Raw genomic sequence first — 25,467 nt, forward strand, 5'->3', positions numbered from 1 at the left:
TTGGTGGAGCCAGGCGGGATCGAACCGCCGACCCCCTGCTTGCAAAGCAGGCGCTCTCCCAGCTGAGCTATGGCCCCTTTTAGGCTGTATCAGCGCTCAGCCACCAAAACACTCATTCATCCATTTACTGAACGCTGAATTTGGTGGGTCTGGGTGGATTCGAACCACCGACCTCACCCTTATCAGGGGTGCGCTCTAACCGACTGAGCTACAGACCCGATATTCGCCCTAGCCTAAAAATTCTGACTCTGGGAATAACCATGTTTCAACCCGGCCATCCACAGCAGCGCGCTTGGAAATTTATACTAACAAAAACTCTTATAGCCTACTTCGCTCATCGAAATCAAAAAATCACAAGCGCCTAACAATCCAAATATCCCAATACTTGGTTGCCCTACCTCAACTCAAAACACGATAGGTGCTGTTTACCAGGTATGGTGATGACAAATCGATATTACATGTCTCGATCAAACAGCTTATGTGGATGCTCGCGAAGCAGATTATCTGCTTTATAGTAAAGGAGGTGATCCAGCCGCAGGTTCCCCTACGGCTACCTTGTTACGACTTCACCCCAGTCATTGACCACACCGTGGTAAGCGCCCTCCCGAAGGTTAAGCCACCTACTTCTGGTGCAGCCAACTCCCATGGTGTGACGGGCGGTGTGTACAAGGCCCGGGAACGTATTCACCGCGGCATTGCTGATCCGCGATTACTAGCGATTCCGACTTCATGCAGTCGAGTTGCAGACTGCAATCCGGACTACGACCGGCTTTCTGAGATTAGCTCCGCATCACTGCTTGGCCACCCTCTGTACCGGCCATTGTAGCACGTGTGTAGCCCTGGCCATAAGGGCCATGATGACTTGACGTCATCCCCACCTTCCTCCGTTTTGTCAACGGCAGTCCCCCTAGAGTGCCCGGCCTAACCGCTGGCAACTAGAGGTAAGGGTTGCGCTCGTTGCGGGACTTAACCCAACATCTCACGACACGAGCTGACGACAGCCATGCAGCACCTGTCTCCCGGCTCCCGAAGGCACCCCCGCATCTCTGCAGGGTTCCGAGGATGTCAAAACCAGGTAAGGTTCTTCGCGTTGCATCGAATTAAACCACATGCTCCACCGCTTGTGCGGGCCCCCGTCAATTCATTTGAGTTTCAACCTTGCGGCCGTACTCCCCAGGCGGAGAACTTATCGCGTTGGCTACAACACTGAAAGGCTTACCCTCCCAACGTCTAGTTCTCATCGTTTAGGGCGTGGACTACCAGGGTATCTAATCCTGTTCGCTCCCCACGCTTTCGCACCTCAGCGTCAGTTATGGTCCAGGAGGCCGCCTTCGCCACTGGTGTTCCTTCCGATATCTACGCATTTCACCGCTACACCGGAAATTCCGCCTCCCTCTACCACACTCTAGCTCAGCAGTATCAAGTGCAATTCCCAGGTTGAGCCCAGGGCTTTCACACCCAACTTACTAAACCGCCTACGCGCCCTTTACGCCCAGTAATTCCGATTAACGCTCGCACCCTCCGTATTACCGCGGCTGCTGGCACGGAGTTAGCCGGTGCTTCTTCTGTGGGTAACGTCAACACGATGCGCTATTCACACACCGCTTTTCTTCCCCACTGAAAGGGCTTTACAACCCGAAGGCCTTCTTCACCCACGCGGCATTGCTGGATCAGGCTTGCGCCCATTGTCCAATATTCCCCACTGCTGCCTCCCGTAGGAGTCTGGGCCGTGTCTCAGTCCCAGTGTGGCTGATCGTCCTCTCAGACCAGCTACCGATCGTCGCCTTGGTAGGCCCTTACCCTACCAACTAGCTAATCGGACGCAGGCTCATCCCCTAGCGCGAGGCCCGAAAGTCCCCCGCTTTCCTCCTCAGAGCGTATGCGGTATTAGCCCGAGTTTCCCCGGGTTATCCCCCTCTAGAGGCCAGATTCCTACGCGTTACTCACCCGTCCGCCACTCGCCAGCCGCCTAAGCAAGCTTAAGCGCTGCTGCCGTCCGACTTGCATGTGTTAAGCATGCCGCCAGCGTTCAATCTGAGCCATGATCAAACTCTTCAGTTGAATCTTTCAAGCCAATTAAATTGACTAAAACTTAAATTGACGCCTAACAAACCACAATCTAGTGCAACTTGCTCACGCCAAAAAAATCCAACAAATAACCTTTCAACGCAAGCATCCACACAAGCTGTTTGATCTCGATTTTTAAAGAACTAACTCTGCAATACAGAGCTGTATATAGTTTATACGTTCTTCCCTGATAACGCCACCCTAGCGCTTTTACCTTCGACAATCCCTGCGCCGGTGATGAGGCGCGTATTATACAGTGCTTATTACTTCCGTCAAGCTTTTTCTGCTGCCTCAGCTTCTTATCCTGGCGAACACCAAAGTCGTCGCCAAAGGAAGGGCGAATTATCAAGATCTAAGCGCTGCCTGTCAAGTCTAAAATACAGACTCTGGACTATTTTTTAACAATTATCTTCAGAAAGCTGTATGGATACTCGAGCAAAACGCCGTTTACCTACCTGTACTACCCGGATAACGCCTGGTAATACTTGGAGAGATTGGTTCTCGATGCGCTCACCATCTATCTTAACAGCCCCTTGTTTAATCATACGCAAGGCCTCCGAGGTACTTGTAGTAAGGGCTGACTCCTTCAGTAACCTGGCAATGGATATCCCCTCTTTTCCCGTGGATATTGGAATCTCAGGGATATCTTCCGGCAGAACGCCCTGACGGAATTGGGCAACAAAAGCGTCATGAGCCTGTTTGGCCATACTCTGACTGTGGAAGCGGGCAACAATTTCTTTCGCTAGCTTTACCTTGATATCACGGGGGTTGGCTCCCTGTTCAACTTCCTTCTTCCAACGGATAATCTCAGCCATTGGGCGAAAGCTCAACAGCTCAAGATAACGCCACATCAATTCATCAGAGATGGACATAAGCTTGCCAAACATCTCTCTTGGTGGCTCGTTGATGCCGATATAGTTTCCCAGGGATTTAGACATCTTCTGCACCCCATCAAGCCCTTCTAAAATAGGCATAGTAATAATGACTTGCGGCTTTTGACCGTAGATTTTCTGCAGGTCTCGGCCCACTAGCAAATTAAATTTCTGATCTGTACCGCCTAGCTCTACATCAGCTTTTAGTGCCACTGAATCATAGCCCTGTAGTAAAGGGTAGAGAAATTCATGGATAGCAATAGGTTGCCCACCTTGGTAGCGTCTATAGAAATCATCACGCTCAAGCATACGCGCCACTGTATAATGGGAAGACAGCCGCACTAAATCAGCAGCCGTCATTTCATTCATCCAGCTGGAATTGAAAACTACCAGGGTTTTTTCAGGATCAAGTATCTTAAAAATCTGTTCTTCATAAGTGCGGGCATTTTCCAAGACTTCATCACGTGTAAGAGGTTGGCGCGTTATATTTTTTCCTGTGGGATCACCAATCATTCCAGTGAAGTCGCCAATCAAAAACAAAGCTTCATGCCCAAGCACCTGAAACTGGCGCAGCTTATTAAGCAATACCGTATGTCCTAGATGCAGCTCTGGGGCAGTGGGATCGAAGCCAGCTTTGACTCGCAAAGTTCTCCCTTGTTCCAACCTTAGCTTCAGTTCTTCTACAAGCAAAATTTCTTCGGTTCCCCGCAGTATTTCATCGAGAACCTGCTGCGGTGATGCCATGATTCCTCCACATCACTTAAGCAATATCAACTCATTAAGTTTGACTATACCACAGCCTCACCTGCCATCGCTCTGTAAATTTACAAGTTTGCTTTGGTCCCCACCTAAACTGGCCTCCTGAATTAAATTGAGTACACCAACTCCTGTAGATACGACCAAGTTTTTGTTTTCTTTGATTAAGAGGTAAGATGGAACAGCCTTTGGTTACCTCTAGAGCTGCGCGGGAAAAACGTGCATCCAGTAAGAAAGAGACAGTGCAGAATACTTAAATACTTGCGAACGGGGTTGATAACAGCTTCAATGGAATACAAATAACCTCCTTAATTCATCTGGGCTGGAACCAAATCCTGGGTAGCAACGTATACCCTATTGACCCAGCGTTACTAGCGAATTACGGTTGATAGTAGAAAACTCTGCCCATGGGCATGCGTTGATTAGGATCCAAGATGATGATTGACAAGGACTACCGCTACTACATCCACAAGACAAAGAACAGAAAGGCCGATAAGGCTTATTGGCATAAAAAATATCGATTCAGAAAAAAGCATGTGCCCTGGATGCTCACCTTAGGTTGCATTAGCCTACTAAGTACTGGAATTGGCCTTACTTTATATGGGCGGGAACTATCAGCGTATCCCACCAGTCCCCTGATACAGATTGACCACCTAATCTTAGGGACTATAACTACCCACCAGCCCTCCCCCACCGCAGGCCCCACAGCCATTGCTCCCAAACCTCGCGCAATTACACCTACACCGGAACTCCATAGCTGGCAAAACATCACTATCCAAAAGGGAGACAATCTTTCCCGTATTTTTTCACAGCTCGGTCTAAGTCCCCGTCAGGTCCATGAGGTGATGTCCTTAGGAAAACCCGTGCGCCCCCTGGCGCTCCTGCGTCCTGGCCAGCTGTTACAGATCGCCTTTAAGGGCGATAACGACAGCCGGCGACTAGTCGCCTTACGCCTTAATTTTAGCCCTATCGAGTATCTTGAGGTGCGGGCTAAAGATGATAAGTTCCGGGCTAAACGCATAAGTCGGAATATTCAAACCCGCATTGAAACTGTTACGGGAACCGTTGAAAGCTCTCTTTTTAAAGATGGGCTTCAAGCGGGCCTTACGAATAAGCAAATCATGGAGCTAACCCAAATTTTTGGTTGGGATATTGACTTCGCATTGGATTTGAGGCCGGGGGACAAATTCAAGGTGCTCTTTGAGGAACATTACCTCCAAGATAAAAAAGTACAGAATGGACCTATTCTTGCCGCTGAATTTAGCAATCGCGGCAAAACCTTCCAGGCCATTCGCTATGCTGATGGCAACGGCCATTCAGCCTACTACACTCCCACAGGGCTGAGTATGCGTAAGGCCTTCTTGCGCACGCCTGTCAATTACTCGCGAATCAGCTCTCATTTTAACCTCCGGCGTAAACATCCCGTTCTCAACCGAATCCGCGCTCATAAAGGAGTTGATTACGCAGCTCCAACTGGAACTCCAGTCAAAGCCGCTGGTGACGGCAAAGTCGTATTCGTGGGCCACAAAGGAGGATATGGCAAAGCCGTCATACTACAACATGGCACTAAGTACAGCACTCTCTACGGACATTTATCTCGCTTCAAGCAGGGGCTAAAGGTAGGAACCAAAATCACCCAGGGGGAAATCATTGCCTATGTAGGCCAAACGGGCCTTGCCACTGGTCCCCATTTACATTATGAATTTTTGGTTAATGGAGTTCATCGCAACCCCCTTACGGTAAAATTACCCCAGGCCAACCCGATCCCCTCTCAGCTCAAGCAGGATTTTCAAAGATACGCAACTAAACTTGTGGCACAACTGGATGCCGTGGATACCACCACTGTGGTCCTAAACCAATCATCTAACCCCCAATCTAAGTAGGCCAAAATCATAATATGGCTCAACGTTACATGGGTCTCCTGTCCGGTACCAGCATGGATGCCATCGACGCCGCTCTGGTAGAGCTAGAACCATTTCGGCTTTTAGCCACCCATACCCTTCCTATGCCAGCAGCCCTGCGGCAGCACTTATTTACTTTGATCGAACGCCGCACAATCTCCCTAGAAGACTTAGGAGCTTTGGATATTCGTCTCGGACGTCTCTTTGCAGAGACTGCCCTGGGATTATTAGCTAAAGCACAGATTTCAGTTGCTAAAGTCCAGGCCATAGGGAGCCACGGCCAAACCATCTACCATTGGGCCCACGCTCCAAACCCGTTTACTCTACAATTAGGGGATCCCAATACTATTGCGGAAATGACAGGCATTACCACAGTGGCCGATTTCCGCCGCCGCGACCTTGCGGCTGGCGGTCAAGGCGCACCTCTGGCACCTGCTTTCCACGCTGCTTTTCTCAGCACTTCCCATCATCACCGGGCAGTACTGAATATTGGCGGCATGGCCAATATTAGCTTTCTGCCCATCGACTCTGAAAAACGGGTATGGGGGTTTGATACGGGCCCAGGCAATGCCTTAATTGACGGTTGGATACTCCGCCATTTAAATAAACCCCTGGACCAAGATGGCTGCTGGGCAGCGTCAGGACAAGTTAATAAGGCACTATTACAATACTTACTGGCCGATCCCTTTTTTTCCCTTTCTCCCCCCAAAAGTACCGGCCGAGAATATTTCAACATGGCCTGGTTGGATCATAGGCTGGACAAGATGGGAGCAGAGCTCCCCCCTGCAGATGTCCAGGCGACTTTATGTGCACTCACCGCAACTAGCATAAAGCTTGCCATACAAAACTTTAACTCCCGGACGGAAGAACTTTTGGTTTGCGGAGGAGGGGCCAACAACAAGACCTTAATGGAGGAATTGCAGAAACTGTTGGCCCCCTGCCATGTGACCACTACCGCAACCTATGGAATCCCTTCTCAATGGGTTGAAGCCTGCACCTTTGCTTGGCTAGCCAAACAAACCTTGGAAGGCCACCCCGGAAACCTGCCTGAGGTGACCGGCGCCAGGCATCCAGTCATTTTAGGGGCTATTTATCCGGGCAACGCTGCAGCTAATTCCCGCGCATAAAGTTCGATATCTTCTTCGGTGCGTAGCTCAGTGGCACAAACTAGCAGGGTATCACCCAATTCCGGATAAGTGCGATCCAAACTCACTCCAGCTAAAATTCCACGTTGCCCTAAGGTTGACAACACTGTTGATGCCTGAATAGGGAAACGCAATACCGCCTCATGAAAAAATGGCTTATCAAACACTTGCTCCACTCCAGGGATAGCCGTTAGCCGTTTCACTAAAGCCATGGTGTTGGCATGACAAGCTGCGGCAACTTGAGCTAATCCCTGGGGTCCTAATAATCCCATGTACAAAGTAGCTGCAGTCACCATCAAACCCTGGTTGGTGCAAATATTTGAAGTGGCTTTAGAACGGCGAATATGTTGCTCCCGCGCCTGCAATGTCAGCGTATACCCTGGCTTATTTTCTAAATCTACGGTACGGCCGACAATCCGCCCTGGCATCTGACGGACATGGACCTGCTTGCAGGCCATGAATCCAAAATAGGGTCCTCCGCTGGCAAGCGGTATCCCTAACGGTTGGCCCTCGCCACAGACAATATCCGCGCCTGCATCGCCCCATTCACCGGGTGGTTTCAATAAGGCCAACGAAGTAGGATTAACTACGCCAATCACCAGTCCCCCTTGTTTATGAGCCCAATTGGTTAGGACATCCACTTCTTCCAAACAGCCAAAATAGTTGGGCTGAGGGATCACCAAAGCCGCAAAATCCTCCTTGATAGACTCCAGGACTTCCCAATCTATAGCCCCGCTGGTGAGGTCATAGGGAATCTTCCGCAAAGAAATTCCCTGGTTTTGCACTAAGGTTGTCACCACCTTACGATAGGCGGGATGAACCGTAGCAGGCATGAGTACACAGGGGGATTTCCCCCGACGACTTAGGCGGACCGCCATGAGTACCGCTTCCCCCAAGGCAGAAGCACCATCATAAATGGAAGCATTGCTCACCTCCATACCTGTCAGCGCCGCTACCATACTTTGATATTCGTAAATAACTTGTAGCGTGCCTTGGCTAGCCTCTGCTTGGTAGGGGGTATAAGCGCTATAGTATTCCCCCCGTGAGGTAATTTCCCAGATCGGTGCTGGAATATGGTGCTGATAAGCACCCCCGCCGGCAAAACAAATCGCTGAGTGATTCTGTGCTGCCCGCCCCTGTAGTAGCCGTGTCACTTCTATTTCATTCAAACCAGGGGGTACAGCACCAAAATCGGTCGTTCTCAAAGCGGCAGGAATTTCATCAAAAAGCGCCTCAATATCGGACACTCCTATGGTTGCCAGCATAGAACGGATATCTTCATCAGTATGGGGGATAAATGGCATGACACTTGTCTCCTATCGGGCACGAGGTCTGAGTATAGGGCACTAACTCTCAGCAGCAATCATCTCAGCATAGCCCTTGGAATCCAGGAGTTGGTCCAAGGCCGCAGTGCTATCCGGACGCAACCGGAATAACCACCCCTCGCCATAGGGTTCCTGGTTAATGAGTTCTGGGCGGTCTATAAGCAATGTATTTACCTCGATGATCTCTCCTTCTACGGGAGCATACACATCGGATGCCGCCTTCACCGATTCGACTACCATGCATTCCCCGCCGGCACGGACGGTAGCACCCACTTCTGGTAACTCAACATACACCACATCGCCTAACAGTTCTTGGGCATGCGCAGTAATCCCTACTGTCAGGTCACCCTCCTCTTCCTGCCGGGCCCACTCATGGGTCTTGGTATATTTTAATTCTGCAGGAATTTCACTCATGATTTTCTCCTTATTCACTCATTACTCTATTCATAACCGATCATAGCGTTCAACTAAGCAACGCAGTCGTACCGCTAGGTCTGATTTTATTTGTGACCAATTAAAACGCCAGCGCCAATTACCTTCAGTCGTTCCAGGTAAATTCATGCGTCCTTCGCTCCCTAACTCCAAAATATCTTGCATCGGTATAACCGCATGTTGCGCTATCGACTGAAAGGCACATTCAATCAGCGCCCATGGCATAGGCTCGGCCGGAAATCCTAGGCATTCGTAGACCCAGTGACGTTTATCTTCAGACAAGCTATTAAACCAACCCAGAATGGTATCGTTATCATGGGTGCCCGTATACACAACGCAGTTTTCTACATGATTCTCAGGAAGATAAGGGTTATCAGGCCCGCCATCAAAGGCAAATTGTAAAACCTTCATCCCAGGTAGATGAAATTGATCTCGCAGCACCTCTACTTCTGGGGTAATGGTGCCTAAATCCTCGGCGACCAATGGCAGAGCTCCGTAGTAAGCTTCCAGGGTGTGAAACAAGGATTCGCCAGGCGCTTTTACCCAATGCCCCTTAACCGCTGTTTCAGCACTGGCAGAGATTTCCCAGTAGGCTTCAAAGCCACGAAAATGGTCAACACGGATGATATCGCATAACCTTAGCTGGGTGCGCATTCGCCTTAGCCACCAACGAAATCCATCGGCTTCAATGCGATCCCAACGATAGAGAGGATTTCCCCAACGCTGACCGGTTGCCGAAAAATAATCAGGAGGCACTCCCGCTATCACCGTCAACTGGCCATCCTTATCTAAAGCAAAATATTCTGGCTGAGCCCAGACATCAGCACTATCGTGGGCAACAAAAATGGGCATATCACCGAAGATCAATACCCCGTGCCAGTTGGCATAATTTTTGAGCCTGGACCATTGTCGAAAGAAGATAAATTGCTCAAAACGGTTACGATCCATTAACGCCCCTAGCTCTTGGCTTGCGGCCTTAAGCACCTGCCCTTCCCGCCGAAACAGCTTGCGGGGCCATTCAAACCAAGGGGTATGACCATAGGTTTCCCGCAAAGCTTGAAATAGAACGTAGTCCTCCAACCAAAAAGCTTGATCACGGCAAAATGCTGCAAATTCAGCCCGCATCGCCTGATTTGCATAAATAGCAAAGCGGCGACACCCCTGTTGCAGCACCGCCTTGCGGTCGCCCAAGTCGACCTCACAGGCCCCAAACCAAGGTTCCTCAACCAGGGCCTGCAAGGAAATTAATTTCGGATTACCGGCATGAACCGAGAGGCATTGGTAGGGGGATAGATCCTCGTGAGTCGGCCCTAAGGGAAGGACCTGCCAAACCGTAATACCCGCTTCCGCTAGAAAATCCACGAAACGGTAGGCATCTGCACCTAGATCGCTACCCGGTAAAGACGTGATATGAAGTAGAATTCCCCCATGCCGCTGCCGAAATGGCTCAGCCTTTACCACGTCAACATCCCCTCAATGGGTTGGGTGCCACAGTAGAAGATCAACAAGCCGCCAATTCCTCTCATGAAAGGGTAATAGGACTATTCATTAACTGATCCATTAATCGGCACCGATTAGCTCCCCTTTTTGACCAGTAAATTAAGGCCGCCTGTCGCCCTAAGGGCCAAGCTGTTTACCACGACATCAATTTAAGGATTTAAAAATAAAGAGAGAAACTAGATCGAGGGCAGTGCCTTTTCTGCACCCTAGCATCAAAACCGAAAGTACAGGATAAGCAGCGCCCTGCCGACCGTCAACGGATATAACGGTATTTTTGGCCCAACATCTCTGGGGTGACTAAAACGACCTCTTCCTCCGTGACGTAAAAACGCTTTTTGTCCTCTTCCAAATCCTCACCAATCACCATACCATCAGGCACTTTACACCCCTTATCCAAAATCGCTTTCCTAATATAGCAATGCTTCCCTATCGTCACATCCGGCAATACCACACTCTCAGCCACCTCGGTATGGGACTCCACGCGTACATTGGAAAACAATAACGAATGACGGACCCGGGCACCGGCAATGATGCACCCCCCGGAGACCATAGAATCCACCGCCATCCCCCGACGATCCTCGTTGTCGAAAATAAACTTCGCAGGAGGCAGTTGAGCTTGGTAGGTCCATATCGGCCAATCTTCATCATAAAGATTGAGTTCTGGACTCACCCCAATTAACTCCAGATTAGCTTTCCAAAAAGCATCCACCGTCCCCACGTCACGCCAGTAGCCAGGATCCCCGCCCTGGACATCACGGAAGGGGAAAGCAACCACTCGATAATTGCTACGTAGCATAGAAGGAATGATATCCTTACCAAAATCGTGGGAAGAGCTGGAAGTATCCGCATTTTTGATCAGCTGTTCATAAAGGAAAGGCGCATTGAAGATGTAAATGCCCATAGAGGCTAATGTCTCGCCAGATCGCCCTGGAGAGGGTTTGGGATGCTCCGGTTTTTCAATAAACTCTATCACCCGGAGATTTTCATCAACACTCATGATACCAAATGCCTTGGCCTCCTTGAGGGGGACATGGATACAACCGACTGTCATATCGGCTCCACACTCCACATGGTAGGCCAACATATCCCCATAATCCATCTTGTAGACATGATCGCCCGCTAAAACGAGTACATAATCTGGATTATGGGTGCGGATAATATCAAGATTCTGATAAACCGCATCGGCAGTGCCTGCATACCAAGAGTCCTCAATTCGCTGTGAGGCCGGTAATAACTCTACAAATTCGCCAAGGTAGCCCCGCATGAACCCCCAACCTTGCTGAATATGGCGGACCAGCGAATGGGCCTTATACTGGGTTAATACCCCGATACGACGGATACCCGAATTAACGCAGTTGGAAAGAGGAAAATCGATGATACGAAATTTACCTCCTATCGGTACTGCTGGCTTAGCTCGCCAAGCGGTCAAATGCTTCAACCGGGAACCTCGCCCCCCCGCAAGGATTAGCGCTAAAGTGTCACGGGTAAGACGGCTTACGAAACGGGCACTATAATTTTTTGCCATAGTAAAAAAAAACCTTAGCTAGGGCAGAACTGGCCTGTAGACTTTAACTGTATAGTATAGCGTACGACCTTAAAAATAAGATATACCATGACCGATTCTCAGTATTCTGCACAACCGATGGCTCCTGAACTCTCAGAGGCCCTTGAAAAGATTGTAAAAGCTCGCCACCCCGATCCCTTTAAGGTACTAGGCTGCCATCCCCACGGAAAAGGCATTGTGGTACGGGCCTATCTCCCCCATGCAACTCAAGCCTGGGTTGGAACCGACGGCACTCGTGAAATGGCACGATCTTCAACAACGCATTTATTTGAATGGCATGGCGAGGTCAAAGACCTTTCCCTACCCTATCAAATTCTATGGAAGGATGAGAGAGGAGAAACTTATTGCCAGTACGATCCCTACTGCTTCCTTCCACAGCTTTCTGATTACGATCTCCACCTTTTCAGGGAAGGCAAACACTGGCACGCCTATCGTATTCTGGGCTCTCATCCGGTGACTGTGAATGGCATCAGTGGTATTTTGTTTGCTACCTGGGCACCCGAAGCTGAACGGGTAAGCGTAGTAGGAGATTTCAACCGCTGGGATGGTCGTTGCCATCCCATGCGGCTTCGGGGGCTAACCGGAGTCTGGGAGTTATTTATCCCTGGTCTGAAGCCAGGCACCCTCTATAAATACGAACTCCGTAATCGGAATTACGGCTCTATTCATCTTAAATCCGACCCTTATGCACAACATTTCGAGCTACGTCCTGATACAGCCGCCATTGTCGAGGCAAAAAGCAATTACCTGTGGCGGGACAAAAAATGGATGCTTCAGCGCAAGAAATTCAACTGGCTGCATCAGCCAATTTCGGTCTATGAAGTCCATCTAGGATCCTGGCAACAGGATGAAAACGGCAAATTCCTCAACTATCGCCAGCTAGTCTGGCGGCTAGTGGATTATGTCCTAAAAATGGGGTTTACCCACATTGAGCTTCTGCCAGTGACTGAACACCCCTTGGATGCTTCTTGGGGCTATCAAACAACGGGCTATTTCGCGCCAACGAGTCGCTTTGGCACACCTGATGAGTTCCGATACTTTGTAGATTATTGTCACCTCCATGGCATTGGCGTATTCATGGATTGGGTGCCTGGACATTTTCCCAAGGATGCCCATGCCTTAGCCCGATTTGACGGCAGTGCTCTCTACGAACATGAAGATCCCCGTCGTGGAGAACATCGAGACTGGGGAACGCTTATTTTCAACTACGGCCGGCATGAAGTAAAAAATTTCCTGCTTTCTTCCGCCTTCTATTGGCTCGAAGAGTTCCATATTGACGGCCTACGGGTAGATGCAGTGGCTTCGATGTTATATCTAGACTACTCTCGAGAGGAAGGGGATTGGATACCTAACCAGTATGGGGGACGCGAAAACCTTGAGGCTATCGAATTTCTACGAGAGCTGAATACAGTACTTCATGAACAGCATCCAGGCGCCTTGGTCATCGCTGAAGAATCCACCTCTTGGCCTATGGTTTCGCGGCCAGTCTATCTTGGGGGCCTGGGCTTTTCCATTAAATGGAATATGGGCTGGATGAATGACACCCTACTCTACATGAGTAAAGATCCCATTCACCGCCATTACCATCACGATGCCTTGACCTTTGGGCTACTATATGCCTTTAATGAAAACTTTATGTTGCCCCTGTCCCATGACGAAGTGGTTCATGGTAAAAAATCTTTACTCTACAAAATGCCTGGGGATGAGTGGCAACGATTTGCTAATCTCCGCCTGCTCTATACCATGATGTTTACCTATCCAGGCAAAAAGTTGTTATTCATGGGCGGTGAGTTTGGACAAGGTGAGGAGTGGAACGAGTCCCGAACCCTGGACTGGTACCTGTTGGAATATCCTTTCCACCAAGGAGTGCAGATGACCATCAGAGACCTCAACCGCCTCTATTGTAGCCTCCCTGCCTTACATTATCAGGATTTCGAGAGGGAAGGCTTTGAATGGATCGACTGCCATGATTCTGCCCAATCGGTCTTGAGCTACCTGCGCCTAAAAGAGGACGATTTTGTCGTGGTGGTATTAAATTTTACTCCCGTCCCCCGCGCTAATTACCGTCTCGGGGTCCCTAAAGCCGGCGTCTATGTAGAGTACTTCAACTCGGATTCTAGCTACTATGGCGGCAGCAACATGGGCAATAGCCAAGATATCCAAGCCGATGAGATTAGCTGGATGGGACGTCCCTATTCTATCAATATTACGGTGCCTCCCTTAGCGGGAATCGTCTTGCAACCGAAACCTCCCACCAAGGAGGAGCTCCCTACCCCCTCCTTCAATCCCAAAAAATCAAGCCCTTAGGCTTATTCCTTGGAATGGGTATTGCTGATGCGCTTATAGTAATTCATCAGCCCATTAGTGGAGGAGTCATGGCTACTGACCTCTCCGGAGGCTTGTAGCTCCGGTAAGATAGTCTTGGCTAACTGCTTGCCCAGCTCTACTCCCCATTGGTCAAATGAATTAATGTCCCAGATCACCCCCTGGACAAATACCTTATGCTCGTAAAATGCAATCAGTGCCCCCAGAGTCCAAGGGGTTAGCTTGGGGAAGAGGAAAGAATTGCTGGGGCGGTTGCCTTCAAAAAGCTTGTGGGGAATGAATTGCTCCAATCTCTCCTGACTCAGGTTTGCCCCTTCCAGCTCTGCTCGCACCTCCACCTCCGTTTTTCCTTTCATTAAGGCTTCGGTCTGGGCAAAGAAATTTGATAGCAATATCCGGTGATGTTCTCCAAGAGGGTTATGGGATTCAATCGGCGCTAGAAAATCTGCCGTTACCAAGAGAGTCCCTTGGTGCAAGAGCTGGAAAAAAGCATGCTGGCCATTGGTACCCGGTTCACCCCAAATGACATTACCTGTGGTATAGTCCACCGCCTCTCCACCGCGAGTTACACTCTTGCCATTACTTTCCATCTCCAATTGCTGTAAATAAGCAGGGAAATGTTCTAAATACTGATCGTAAGGCAGGATAGCATGGCTTTGGGCACCTATAAAATTGATATTCCAGACTCCTAGCATAGCGGCAATTACCGGCATATTTTGCTCGAAAGGCGTTTCCCGAAAATGCTCATCCATCCCATGAGCCCCTTCAAGCAATTGCTCGAAATTATCCATGCCCAGGGAAAGCGCAATGGATAAACCAATAGCACTCCAAAGGGAATAACGACCACCGACCCAATCCCAAAACTCAAACATGTTATGGGGATCAATGCCAAATTTTTCCACTTCGGCTCGGTTGGTGGAAACCGCAACAAAATGCTTAGCTATCGCCTTCTCACTAGGCGCCCCACGAAGAAACCACTCCCGGGCACTATGGGCATTGGTCAAAGTTTCTTGAGTAGTAAAGGTCTTCGACGAAATCACGAACAAGACGGTCTCAGGTCGAATGACTTTCAGGGTTTCGGCCAATTGAGTCCCATCCACATTAGAGACAAAATGGACCCGAATGCCGGGTTTAGCATAGGGACGTAGGGCTGCTGTCACCATGGCAGGGCCTAAATCAGAGCCACCGATCCCAATATTGACGATATCCGTTATACGTTCGCCACTAAACCCCCGCCACTGACCGCTGTGCACGGCATCGCAAAACGCCCCCATACGTCTCAAAACAGCATTCACCTGAGACATTACATCCTGACCCCCTACCTTAATGGGGCGATTTGAGCGGTTGCGTAATGCAATGTGCAAAACCGGACGATCTTCCGTACTATTAATGGGCTCGCCGGCAAACATCCCCTTAATCCATTGCTCGAGCCCTCGCTCACGAGCCAGATCAAGGAGCAGTTTCAGCGTTTCTTCCGTAATCCGGTTCTTAGAATAATCAAAAAGGATGTTTTTGAAAGTTAATGAGAATTTATTAAACCGCTGGGGCTCGGCCGCGAATAAATCTCGCATATGCTGCTTTCCCATGCGGCCATGATGCTGGAGAAGAGCGGCCCAAGAGGGAGAGTGCACCAGGGAAAGTTTCATCATTTTTCTCAAATATTGTCTTTAGTGCTGTTGCCGAATATAGTCAGGTAGTTTGCTTTGAGACATAGATTGCTGGGGCTGCGCTTTACGTAAATCTTTAACACTAACCGTCCCCTGGACCACCTCATCTTCCCCCAGGATAAGCGCCCAACGGGCACCGCTGCGATCAGCTCGTTTCAGTTGACTTTTAAAGCTGCCACCACCGTAATTGATCTGCAGCCGCACACTTGGCATGGCCTCCCGCAAATGCTCAGCAAGCAACAATGACTGGCGTTCTGCCTGGGGGCCAACAGCGACCAAATAGAGATCGACCATAGCCGGCTCTTTCAAGCAGCCTTGCTCACCCAGCAACGTAATCAAGCGTTCCAAACCCAGGGCAAAACCCACCGCTGGTGTGGGTTGCCCGCCTAACTGTTCCACCAGACCGTCAAAGCGCCCACCCGCACAAACAGTCCCCTGAGCGCCTAGCTGATCACTGACCCATTCAAAGACGGTTCGGGTGTAATAATCTAAGCCCCGGACTAACTGGGGGTTAATTTCATAAGTAATACCGGCGATATCAAGCAGATCTTGCAACGCTTCAAAATGATCCCGTGAATCCTCATCTAGATAATCGAGAAGCCGGGGAGCCTGCTCAATCATTTCCTGTAATGCCGGATTTTTACTATCCAAAATACGTAAAGGGTTACTGTGAAGCCGGCGGCGGCTATCTTCATCCAGGCAGTCCTGATGGGCTGTAAAAAAGTCCACAAGGCGTTCCCGGTAAGTTGCCCGTGCGGCAGGGGAGCCGAGAGAATTGAGCTGCAAGCGCAGACCCTTTAGTCCTAACTGACGCCAGAAGCGGGCGGTCATCAAGATGAGCTCAGCATCCACATCAGGCCCTTCAGGACCCAAAACCTCCACCCCAATCTGGTAAAACTGCCGATAACGGCCTTTCTGGGGCCGTTCATGGCGGAACATGGCACCGTAATACCAAAGGCGCTGAGGAGGGAGCAAACCATGTTGCAGGACAGATCGCACACAACCTGCCGTGCCTTCTGGCCGCAGAGTTAAACTATCTCCATTCCGGTCGGTGAAGGTATACATCTCCTTCTCAACAATATCGGTGACTTCACCAATGGAGCGCTGGAATAACTCCGTGGGCTCTAATAGGGGTAGGCGGATTTCCTGATAGCCATAGCTGGCCAATACGCTGCGTAAAGTATCCTCCACCATTTGCCAATGGGGGGTTTGATTCGGGAGGATATCGTTCATCCCCCGAATAGCTTGTATCTTTTTCACTACACCCAAACCTTGTTTATTCAGAGAAGAAGCCTCAAGGCACAGCCCCCCTCTCCCCTGTCAGTTTTCACCGACCGTGAACCGAGCTACGTTTCCCTGTGTATAGGGCACCAAATCCAAAGGTTGACCATTAAACTCCACGTTTGCCGCCAGAGCATTACCTATGATGGCGTGTAAAGGGGCAGTGCCTGTTAACTCTAGGGTGGTGCCAGCCTTTAGCAGTTTGTACACAAGTTGCTCACCCGTGCTATCAAAGACCTCCACCCAACTATCACCCCTTAAGTGCAGGGACAGCTGAGCAGGAACAGAACCCCCCACACCTTGGACTTCTTCCCCCGCCGGATGATCTTCTGTAATGGGAGCGGGAGCCACGGAAGAAGCAGTTTCTGCTAACCTCTCGTTGAAATCTTCCCCTAGCGACTCTGGTTCCTCTGCCGATACCCTGGAGGCTGGATTTAGGCGTTGCGGAGAGACCATTGGCCTTTCCTTTGCCTTGGAATTATTAATTTCTGACGCTGTGAGGGGAGTGACCATTTCCTCCCCTACACTTTTTTCCTGCTCCGTGGAAACCTCATCCGTCAGAAGCTCATTGGAAAAAAAAGGGATATTTCCCTCCCAAACCATCATTATTAAAATACCTAACAACCCTATCAGCAGATAGGTCACACCCCAGATGGCCCCATGACCGCGCTTAACAGGTTTAGCATTTGTCCGGGGCGTTAGGGTAGGTGAGTCCTCTGGTTCCCATTCGTCAAGGATTTGTGCCAATAAAGGATCCGGAGGCACATCAAGAAACTTACAATAGGAGCGCACGTACCCCAGAACAAACGCTTTTCCTGGCAGGGAATCCCAGCGGCCCTCTTCCATAGCTCGGACCGTATCCAATCGTAAACGAAGGTTCGCCGCAATTTCGGTAAGCTCAAGGCCACGTGCTTCCCGCGCCCGACGCAACCGCTCACCCGGAGAAATTTCTTCCCTAGGGGTGGGGGCGGGGGTTGTTTCCTCGGAGGCTACCATTATCACCGTTGCCTTTCCATACTCTCCCGCAATTGCAAATTTTTGTAAGATTGAACCTGACGCTCAACGCAATGGTCGACCATCCGGTAATTGGTCCCTTTTGATGTTTTCCACTCGTCCAAACACTTGGCAAGAATCCGGGCATAGGGGCCACTGGAGCCTTCCTTGATGTTGTACCGGTCCATGTATTCTTTAATACGGCGCGCTGAAGAATGTTGACGCTCTACACAATGTTCTTGCATTCGATAGTCACTAGGCCACTCTGCTGCGCAAAATTGTTTGATTGACGCAGAAGCTAATGCGCTCGGAACAACAACGACTTCCGGGCAATCTTGTAAATATTTTTGGGCTTTCTGGAGATGCCCTTTATTAAAATTTATTTCAGCCATGCGACACGAGGACTTAGGGAGTCTTGGCTGGATTTGCAAAGCCTTGCGGTAATATTTTTCCGCCTTATTAAGCTCGGATTGCTTTTGGGCAGCCCTGCCGGCATTCTCATAGGCCAATTCCGGCGTGCCATATAAAGGATTTTTAACCGCCTCCAAAAAATGTGTTTCCGCTTCTCGGTAACGTCCTTGGCTATAAAGGAAAACCCCATAGTTATTTTGGGCTTCCGAATAACTAGGATCTAGTTTTATAGCTCGCTGAAAATGTTTTTCCGCCTCTTCTATCTGACCCAAACGTTGCTTGAGTAAGGCCAAAGCATTATGGGCACTGGGCAGATTAGGATCTTGTCCTATTGCGCGCTCCAGTTTTTTTAGTGCTTGTTCCAACTCCCCTTGCTTGAAATATTCCACTCCCAATTGGACATTAATTCGGGCCGCCCTGGCCGTATCAACCGAGGGGCCAGAGGCTTGGGCTTGAGAAGAAGAAGTTGAAGCACAACCACCAAGACCAAGCAAAATAATAGCCAGTACTCCCGTAAATACCAATTTCCTCATGCTGACAAGGACTGCGGTAAAGAACCCGCTATACGCTGTTGGTTTAAAGTACGGCGTGTCCGGTCTTGAACTTGACCCGCCAACTGACCACAGGCAGCTGCAATATCGTCACCACGAGTTTTGCGGGTAACCGTCATGAGCCCTCCTCGTAGCAATTCCTCTCGAAAACGATTAATGGTCTCAATATCAGAACAACGGTAAATACTGCCTGGAAAAGGATTAAAAGGAATGAGGTTAACCTTAGCGGACAAACCTTGTAATAACCGTAATAAAGCCCGGGCATGTTGCAGAGAATCGTTTACTCCAGCCAGCATGACATACTCGAAAGTCACAGCACGCCTTCTATCCCCGGCAACGTAACGCCGACATGCCGCCAACAACGCCCCAATAGGATACCGTTTGTTCAGTGGGACAAGTTCATCGCGAAGTTCGTCTGTGGGGGCATGGAGTGAAACCGCAAGGCTCACCGGGCAAATGGCGCGCAGCCGATCCATTGCGGGAACCATCCCGGCCGTACTGAGAGTCACTCGACGCCAAGATAGTCCATAGGAAAAATCATCTAACATCAAGTTCATGGCAGCGACTACGTTATTAAAATTAGCAAGAGGCTCTCCCATGCCCATCATCACCACATTAGTAATGATACGCTCACCTTTGGGATCCCGACCTAGGGCTTTATTCGCCAACCATAGCTGGCCAATGATCTCCGACACACCCAAATTGCGATTAAATCCTTGCTTCCCCGTGGCACAAAAAGAACAATCTAAGATACAACCTATCTGGGATGAAACGCAGAGTGTGCCTCGGTCCTCCTCAGGAATAAATACCGCTTCAATACAATTACCCCCGGATACCCGTAGCAACCATTTACACGTCCCATCGGCCGAATGGTGCTGATGGAGTATCTCCGGGAAAGCGATCACTGCGGTCTCTGCCAGGCGCCCCCGTAGCGACTTGCTAAGATCGGTCATAGCGCTAAAGTCGGTGACAAACCGCTGGTAGATCCAACGAAGCATCTGGCGGGCGCGAAAAGGTTTTTCACCGAGGCGGGTAAAAAAGGCTTCCAACCCGACCCGATCCAGATTAAGCAAATTGATTCTGGAATCGGTCATTATCTAAACGATTTCGGTTTTTAGTTAATCCGCGGACAAATTTCTTCTGGCTTAAAGAAAAAGTTAATTTCCTGCTCCGCCGTCTCTGGCCCATCAGAACCATGGACCGCATTAGCGTCAATGCTTTCCGCAAAATCAGCGCGAATTGTCCCTGGAGCCGCTTCCTTCGGATTAGTTGCCCCCATTAACTCGCGGTTTTTGGCAATGGCATCCTCTCCTTCCAAAACCTGCACTATGACCGGCCCAGAGGTCATAAATTCAACTAAATCATTATAAAAAGGCCGTTCTTTGTGAACAGCATAAAATCTTTGAGCTTGTTCCTTGGACAAGTGGAGCATTCGGGCTGCCACAATTCGCAGCCCCCCTTTCTCAAAGCGGGTGTAAATCTCCCCGATGAGATTTTTAGCGACGGCATCTGGCTTAATGATAGAGAGGGTGCGTTCAATCGCCATTTATATTATGCTCCTTATTTACTGAAAAACAGAAAAAGATAAGTAAGAAGAAGAGATTTTTGGGGAGAAATTATATCATCTTAGTCAGGGTTTATGCCTAGAGCAATATCAAGATCAGCAATAATTGTTAATGTAAATTGCAATTGAACACCCCAACCACCTAAAAAGCGCTTCCATGCTACCTTAATAGGGAGCCAACTAGTTCCAAGCCAACATCATAAGTTAAACAATTTTGGTAATAGTCAGTTCATGACCTAATTTGGGCTAATAAAACGGTTGACGAGATTAAACATGCGTACTTCTCAATACTTGCTTACGACTACCCGCGAAACCCCAGCCGATGCGGAAATCATTAGCCATCAGTTAATGCTTAGAGGAGGTTTCATCCGTCGCCTCGCGGCTGGCCTTTATACCTGGCTGCCCTTAGGCCTACGGGTACTCCGCAAGGTTGAAAGCATTATCCGTGAAGAAATGGAGAGGACCGGGGCCCAGGAAGTTTTAATGCCTGCAGTGCAACCTGCGGAACTATGGCAGGAAACGGGACGCTGGGAGCAATATGGACCTGAATTACTGCGCTTTACCGACCGCCATCAACGGCCTTTCTGTTTTGGTCCCACCCACGAAGAGGTCATTACCGATCTCATCCGCCGTGAAATACGAAGTTATAAACAGTTACCAGCCAATTTCTACCAAATTCAGGTGAAATTCCGGGATGAAATCCGACCCCGCTTTGGCGTCATGCGGGCACGGGAATTCTTAATGAAGGATGCCTATTCTTTTCACTTGGACCAAACCTCATTGGAACAAACCTATAGACAAATGTACGAGGCTTATTCTCGTATCTTTGAGCGAATTGGACTGACCTTCCGAGCAGTGCAAGCGGACACTGGCGCCATTGGTGGCCAAACCTCCCATGAATTCCATGTACTCGCTGCCTCTGGTGAAGATGCCATTGCTTTCTCAGATAAAAGTCCCTATGCCGCTAATGTGGAATTGGCAACGGCCCTTCCCCCTACCGGCGAGCGAGCCTCCCCCAAAGAGACATTATCTTTAGTAGAGACACCAAAGCAACGCACCATTGAAGAGGTCAGTCAATTTTTCAACATCCCCCCCTCACGTTGCGTAAAAACCCTATTAGTAGAGGGCAGCGAGGGAGGATTTGTGGCCCTTGCACTAAGGGGGGACCATGAACTCAACGAGGTAAAAGCACAAAAACTTCCCCAAGTGGCTAGCCCTCTTCAGTTTGCCACTCCCGAGCAGGTGCGGGAAACCTGCAATGCAGATGTCGGTTCCATAGGCCCCATAGGCCTGGACATTCCTCTTATTGCAGATCATAGCGCCGCCCATTTAACAGACTTCGTTTGCGGAGCCAATCAGAAAGGTAAGCACTTTACCGGGGCTAACTGGAAACGGGATTTACCCGAGCCCATAACAGCTGACATCCGCAAAGTAGTTGATAAAGATCCCAGCCCCGATGGAAAAGGTTTTCTCTCCATCGCCCGCGGTATCGAAGTCGGTCATATCTTCCAGCTTGGCGAAAAATACAGCCAGGCCCTGAATACCACGGTACTCGATGAAACGGGCCAGGCTATTATCTTGACAATGGGCTGCTATGGTATTGGGGTCTCTCGAGTGGTTGCTGCGGCTATTGAACAAAATCATGATGAGCACGGCATTATCTGGCCTGATCCTATTGCCCCCTTCCAGTTGGCTCTCGTACCGATTAATGCCCATAAGTCAGTACGGGTACGGGAAACAGCCGACCAACTCTATAGCCAGTTACAAGCAACAGGCTTCGAAGTATTACTCGATGATCGCCAATTACGCCCCGGAGTGATATTCGCTGATATGGATTTGATTGGCATCCCCCACCGCTTGGTAATTAGCGACCGAGGATTAGATGCTGGTACTATCGAATACAAGCGGCGCCGAGATGGTAAGACAAGCACAATTCAGTTAGACAACTTGATTCCCGCCCTCAAGTCCGCATTAGAAACTCCGATACCTGGGAGGTGATGAATCGTTACAGCTTACTGTTTATCCTAGCTTGCTTTTCTACCTTCTTGGGTGCGGCCACTACTGAGCGATTTGATACCCAGTTGAGGCAACAACTTATCGCCGTTGTGGGCATGAAGGATGGTTTTAAAGATCGATTCCATGCCCAGGTTTGGTTGCTAGATATGGAATACCGCCTTAAAACCCGGTTACCTAATCTTAAAGAACGCCTGGCAATCCTACGCCTAGCTCACCGCGAAGCGGTCCGGGCAAGTTTACCTCCTGAACTGGTATTAGCAGTCATTGAAGTAGAAAGTAACTTTGACCGCTTTGCCATTTCTGAGGCCGGAGCTCGAGGCCTTATGCAAATTATGCCTTTTTGGCGCAAAGAAATTGGCCATAGGGAAGATAATCTCTTGGATATTGCAACTAATTTGCGTTTTGGTTGCACTATTCTTCGTCACTATATTGACCAAGAAAAAGGCAATCTTACTCGAGCCCTAGCCCGTTATAATGGCAGTATTGGAAAAATCTGGTACCCAAGCCGGGTTTATAAAGCCCTTCGCCGTTGGCGATAACACCAGCTCACATCCTATTTATTAAAAACCCCGACCAAGGCCGGGGTTTTTAATAAAATATTCTCGTTATTTTGCTGCTAATTCCTTACTGAACGAGTCTCCACGGAGGCCAATGGGTTACGGTCTGTCCAATCTATTTCTTCCCTAATGACCATCTCACCCCGTCGCTCACTGGCATCTAGATCAGTATGCTCTACGGGTGCATGCACTAGATTCTGATGGCAATCAATGCATGTCCATCCTTCGTTGAGCTTTTTGTGAGCTCGTTTGCCAGATTTAGCCACGGGTTGTGGATCCTTATGACAATCCCGGCAAGTGACGCTATCCCAACCCCTGAGGTTCATACGGGCATGGTGGGCCATTTCCAACCGCCGCTCATTGAATTTCTCAAGCGTTGAATAATCGTTGGTAAATTCTAGATAGAGTTCTCGCGCCCCATCCACCACATGGGTATAAACCGCCTTATGGAAATTCCCTAAGCCCTGGGGAATATGGCAATCTTTACACTGGGGTTCTAATCCAAACGAACCATAATGGGCAGATTCTTGCAATTCCTCATAAGGATAAGACATAGAGTGGCAACTGGTGCAAAAAGTGGTGGTCGACAAAGCCGCCTCACCACCAAAAATGATAACGATCAGAGCGAATAAACCACCCGCCCCAACTGAGATCGGGCGCCAATGAACTTTAAAATATTCACGAATGGCTTGCCACCATTGTTTTAATTTAGACAGCATATTATTTTACTCCTAGCATTTACTTCTTCTTCGGCGGCGTAGCGTGCTTTTGGAATTCCTCATGGAACGATGCCACCGGGTCACCAGAAAAAACGCCCTCTAGCTTATAGTGCTCGTGCATCGCCTCATCATTCTGCACTGCTTCTTTGAATTTAAATTCGTATTTCGGATCCACTTCGGGGGTGAAAGGGGTATAAGGCTCTTTGGCATGGGGCCAGGGGGAGCCTTCATAGTTGAGGTGGCAGGCATTACAGCGCTCTTCAAATTCTTTATCCGTAAGGACCTGCCCCGCAGCCGCTAGCTCTTCCCGTGGAGTAGTTTCCTGGGTTTCTTCAAACTTATCCGCCGCATCTTTATGAATATGCTTGTATTCAGATCCAGGACCATGACAGGATTCGCAACCGACACCCTGCAAATATTTTTTTAGGCGCCTTGGGAGATCAATTTCATAGCCCCCATCCTTTCTAAACCCCGTTACATGGCAGCCAACACAATCAGGATCTTCGGTGTAATCCTCATCCGGATCTAACTCCGCTTTTTCCTTAGCCTCCACTTTCTCACCAGGCTCTAAGGACTGCATCGCCTGCCCATGAGCCGTTTCGAGCCATGAATCATACTGGGGTTCATGGCAACTTTTGCATTTTTTGAGCCCATCGTAGGGGGGTTCCTCTTGGGCCCACGTTGTTCCCATGGCAACTGCAAGCAGAGCATAAAAACAAAAATGTCTAATTATCTGGTTCATAAATTTTCTCCTTCGAAGGAAAACCCAAAATTAACCAGCATCATTAGCAGGCGGCAGGGAGTAGACCCAGTAACCTCCATACTGAGCAACCAGTTTGAGCTTTTCAAGCTCTGTCGGATTTGAGGTGGTAAAAGGTAACATTTTGGCTATCAAAGTATCTTTATGAGCACTATCGGTCAAAAAATAAGCGCGAACCGTATCTTCCTCCTGGTGTTGAACCAGGTAGGCCTCATAGCCATTCTCTTCCATCCACTCCTTGACATGAGGAATTAAGGCATGAGTCCGCTTGCTGCCGGGAAAATCATTATAGCCAATACCAAAGCGCTCGGGCGCCATGGCCCCCAATTTGTAGGCATCCGCCCAGTGAACAACAACATAGGCTTCACGGCCCCCAGCCAACTCTCTCAGTATTGATGCACCTGCCACTTCGTCAGCCAATAGCGCTTCCGCAAGACGCTCTTGGCGAGCTTTTGCTTCGCTTGAGTCAGTGACCTGCCAAAATTCGTGCTCGAATGTTTCGATCGCTTTCCGCTGACTGGCCCACGGATCAGGTATAAGCAGCGGTTGAGCCAGATTCTCGTCAAACAAGGTGTTCGCTCCAGCAAGTAACTCAAGCTGACGGGAAGTATCCCACCAACCCAATACCACCGCTTCAGGCGGCACATGCTCAGCAATTCCCCGAGCCAATTTGGTCAAATCTTTAATGTTGCCGCTAACCGTTAATACGGGTTCAATCAGATTATTTTTCCACTCCAACAATACGGGAGCATGATCTTCCTTAGACCCGGTATAAAACTCTACCAAGGGTTCTTTTTGTACTTCTTCTGCAAGTAATTCGTACTTACGGATAGTCATCCCCCCATAGGCCTCAAGGCCCAAATCAGGGAATTTTTCTACCCCACCTTCTGCCACCTTTTTGTATTGATATGGCGCTTCCCCATCGCCGGCTGAATGGAGAATTGCCCATCCCAGCCAGCCTAAGAGGAGAAGCCCCCCTGCTATCAGGATTACCCCGATAAACAGGGGAGCTCTGCTTACTCCTTTTGCAGAAGATGGCATGGTTTTTTCAGCCACAGACA

At 49.4% G+C, this 25,467-nt stretch carries 19 protein-coding genes, 2 tRNA genes and 1 rRNA gene; 5 read left to right on the forward strand and 17 right to left on the reverse strand.

The features are described from left to right. Position 1: 1 nt before the first annotated feature. The 4 genes from E3U44_RS17665 to tyrS form a co-directional block, all read right to left on the reverse strand. A tRNA-Ala gene (locus E3U44_RS17665) sits at positions 2 to 77 on the reverse strand. Between the two features lie 64 nt (positions 78 to 141). Next, positions 142 to 218: transfer RNA gene (locus E3U44_RS17670), tRNA-Ile, on the reverse strand. A 298-nt stretch (positions 219 to 516) separates the two neighbouring features. After that, positions 517 to 2,061: ribosomal RNA gene (locus tag E3U44_RS17675) — 16S ribosomal RNA — on the reverse strand. Between the two features lie 404 nt (positions 2,062 to 2,465). Further along, positions 2,466 to 3,683 (reverse strand): tyrosine--tRNA ligase, encoded by a 1,218-nt coding sequence (gene tyrS / locus E3U44_RS17680; protein ID WP_134359383.1) that lies wholly within the window; start codon positions 3,681 to 3,683, stop codon positions 2,466 to 2,468. Positions 3,684 to 4,129: 446 nt separating this feature from the next. On the opposite strand from tyrS, the gene E3U44_RS17685 reads away from it, so the two are divergent. Then, positions 4,130 to 5,578 carry an OapA family protein gene (locus E3U44_RS17685; protein WP_240761646.1) on the forward strand — a complete coding sequence of 483 codons (1,449 nt, stop codon included), beginning with the start codon at positions 4,130 to 4,132 and terminating at the stop codon, positions 5,576 to 5,578. A 14-nt stretch (positions 5,579 to 5,592) separates the two neighbouring features. Continuing rightward, on the forward strand, positions 5,593 to 6,723 hold the full coding sequence (locus E3U44_RS17690) for an anhydro-N-acetylmuramic acid kinase (protein ID WP_134359384.1): 1,131 nt from the start codon (positions 5,593 to 5,595) through the stop codon (positions 6,721 to 6,723). Here E3U44_RS17690 and gcvPA read toward each other — a convergent pair. The 4 genes from gcvPA to glgC all read right to left on the reverse strand — a co-directional run bounded on the left by gcvPA (position 6,687) and on the right by glgC (position 11,523). Beyond that, the gene (gene gcvPA, locus E3U44_RS17695) at positions 6,687 to 8,045 is read right to left on the reverse strand and encodes an aminomethyl-transferring glycine dehydrogenase subunit GcvPA (protein ID WP_134359385.1); all 1,359 of its coding nucleotides are present in this window, start codon (positions 8,043 to 8,045) and stop codon (positions 6,687 to 6,689) included. The genes E3U44_RS17690 and gcvPA overlap by 37 nt on opposite strands. Positions 8,046 to 8,087: 42 nt before the next feature. After that, positions 8,088 to 8,480: a glycine cleavage system protein GcvH gene (gene gcvH, locus E3U44_RS17700; RefSeq protein ID WP_134359386.1), complete on the reverse strand. Its 393-nt coding sequence runs from the start codon at positions 8,478 to 8,480 to the stop codon at positions 8,088 to 8,090. 30 nt (positions 8,481 to 8,510) lie between these two features. Continuing rightward, the gene (malQ, locus tag E3U44_RS17705; protein WP_134359387.1) at positions 8,511 to 9,959 is read right to left on the reverse strand and encodes a 4-alpha-glucanotransferase; all 1,449 of its coding nucleotides are present in this window, start codon (positions 9,957 to 9,959) and stop codon (positions 8,511 to 8,513) included. A gap of 292 nt (positions 9,960 to 10,251) precedes the next feature. Further along, entirely contained in the window at positions 10,252 to 11,523 is a 1,272-nt protein-coding gene (gene glgC / locus E3U44_RS17710) for a glucose-1-phosphate adenylyltransferase (protein WP_134359388.1), read from the reverse strand. Positions 11,524 to 11,610: 87 nt separating this feature from the next. On the opposite strand from glgC, the gene glgB reads away from it, so the two are divergent. Next, positions 11,611 to 13,869: a 1,4-alpha-glucan branching protein GlgB gene (gene glgB, locus E3U44_RS17715; protein WP_134359389.1), complete on the forward strand. Its 2,259-nt coding sequence runs from the start codon at positions 11,611 to 11,613 to the stop codon at positions 13,867 to 13,869. 2 nt (positions 13,870 to 13,871) lie between these two features. Here glgB and pgi read toward each other — a convergent pair whose 3' ends face one another. From pgi to ndk, 6 genes are all read right to left on the reverse strand, one after another. Then, the gene (pgi, locus tag E3U44_RS17720) at positions 13,872 to 15,533 is read right to left on the reverse strand and encodes a glucose-6-phosphate isomerase (RefSeq protein ID WP_134359911.1); all 1,662 of its coding nucleotides are present in this window, start codon (positions 15,531 to 15,533) and stop codon (positions 13,872 to 13,874) included. Between the two features lie 21 nt (positions 15,534 to 15,554). Further along, positions 15,555 to 16,787, reverse strand: a complete 1,233-nt coding sequence (hisS, locus tag E3U44_RS17725) for a histidine--tRNA ligase (protein ID WP_240761839.1) — start codon at positions 16,785 to 16,787, stop codon at positions 15,555 to 15,557. Between the two features lie 87 nt (positions 16,788 to 16,874). Then, positions 16,875 to 17,831: a RodZ domain-containing protein gene (locus E3U44_RS17730; RefSeq protein ID WP_240761840.1), complete on the reverse strand. Its 957-nt coding sequence runs from the start codon at positions 17,829 to 17,831 to the stop codon at positions 16,875 to 16,877. A 2-nt stretch (positions 17,832 to 17,833) separates the two neighbouring features. Then, positions 17,834 to 18,772 (reverse strand): type IV pilus biogenesis/stability protein PilW, encoded by a 939-nt coding sequence (gene pilW / locus E3U44_RS20165; RefSeq protein WP_240761647.1) that lies wholly within the window; start codon positions 18,770 to 18,772, stop codon positions 17,834 to 17,836. Beyond that, positions 18,769 to 19,884: a dual-specificity RNA methyltransferase RlmN gene (gene rlmN, locus E3U44_RS17740; RefSeq protein WP_134359392.1), complete on the reverse strand. Its 1,116-nt coding sequence runs from the start codon at positions 19,882 to 19,884 to the stop codon at positions 18,769 to 18,771. Before rlmN ends, pilW begins: the two co-directional genes overlap by 4 nt. 20 nt (positions 19,885 to 19,904) lie before the next feature. Beyond that, entirely contained in the window at positions 19,905 to 20,336 is a 432-nt protein-coding gene (ndk, locus tag E3U44_RS17745) for a nucleoside-diphosphate kinase (protein WP_134359393.1), read from the reverse strand. 291 nt (positions 20,337 to 20,627) lie between these two features. Between ndk and E3U44_RS17750 the strand changes: the two genes are divergently transcribed. Then, positions 20,628 to 22,352: a proline--tRNA ligase gene (locus E3U44_RS17750; RefSeq protein WP_134359394.1), complete on the forward strand. Its 1,725-nt coding sequence runs from the start codon at positions 20,628 to 20,630 to the stop codon at positions 22,350 to 22,352. Then, positions 22,352 to 22,909 carry a lytic transglycosylase domain-containing protein gene (locus tag E3U44_RS17755; protein ID WP_134359395.1) on the forward strand — a complete coding sequence of 186 codons (558 nt, stop codon included), beginning with the start codon at positions 22,352 to 22,354 and terminating at the stop codon, positions 22,907 to 22,909. Before E3U44_RS17750 ends, E3U44_RS17755 begins: the two co-directional genes overlap by 1 nt. Positions 22,910 to 22,986: 77 nt before the next feature. On the opposite strand, the gene E3U44_RS17760 is transcribed toward E3U44_RS17755, so the two are convergent. From E3U44_RS17760 to haoB, 3 genes are read right to left on the reverse strand one after another with little or no spacing between them, the layout of a single operon-like run. Next, positions 22,987 to 23,646 (reverse strand): NapC/NirT family cytochrome c, encoded by a 660-nt coding sequence (locus tag E3U44_RS17760; protein WP_134359396.1) that lies wholly within the window; start codon positions 23,644 to 23,646, stop codon positions 22,987 to 22,989. A 19-nt stretch (positions 23,647 to 23,665) separates the two neighbouring features. Next, a complete protein-coding gene (locus tag E3U44_RS17765; protein WP_134359397.1) occupies positions 23,666 to 24,388 on the reverse strand; it encodes a cytochrome c family protein in 723 nt (240 codons plus the stop codon). A gap of 30 nt (positions 24,389 to 24,418) precedes the next feature. Next, positions 24,419 to 25,447 carry a hydroxylamine oxidation protein HaoB gene (gene haoB / locus E3U44_RS17770; RefSeq protein ID WP_240761648.1) on the reverse strand — a complete coding sequence of 343 codons (1,029 nt, stop codon included), beginning with the start codon at positions 25,445 to 25,447 and terminating at the stop codon, positions 24,419 to 24,421. Positions 25,448 to 25,467: the final 20 nt, after the last annotated feature.

Origin of the sequence: Nitrosococcus wardiae, from assembly GCF_004421105.1 — a bacterium.
Classification (GTDB): domain Bacteria; phylum Pseudomonadota; class Gammaproteobacteria; order Nitrosococcales; family Nitrosococcaceae; genus Nitrosococcus; species Nitrosococcus wardiae.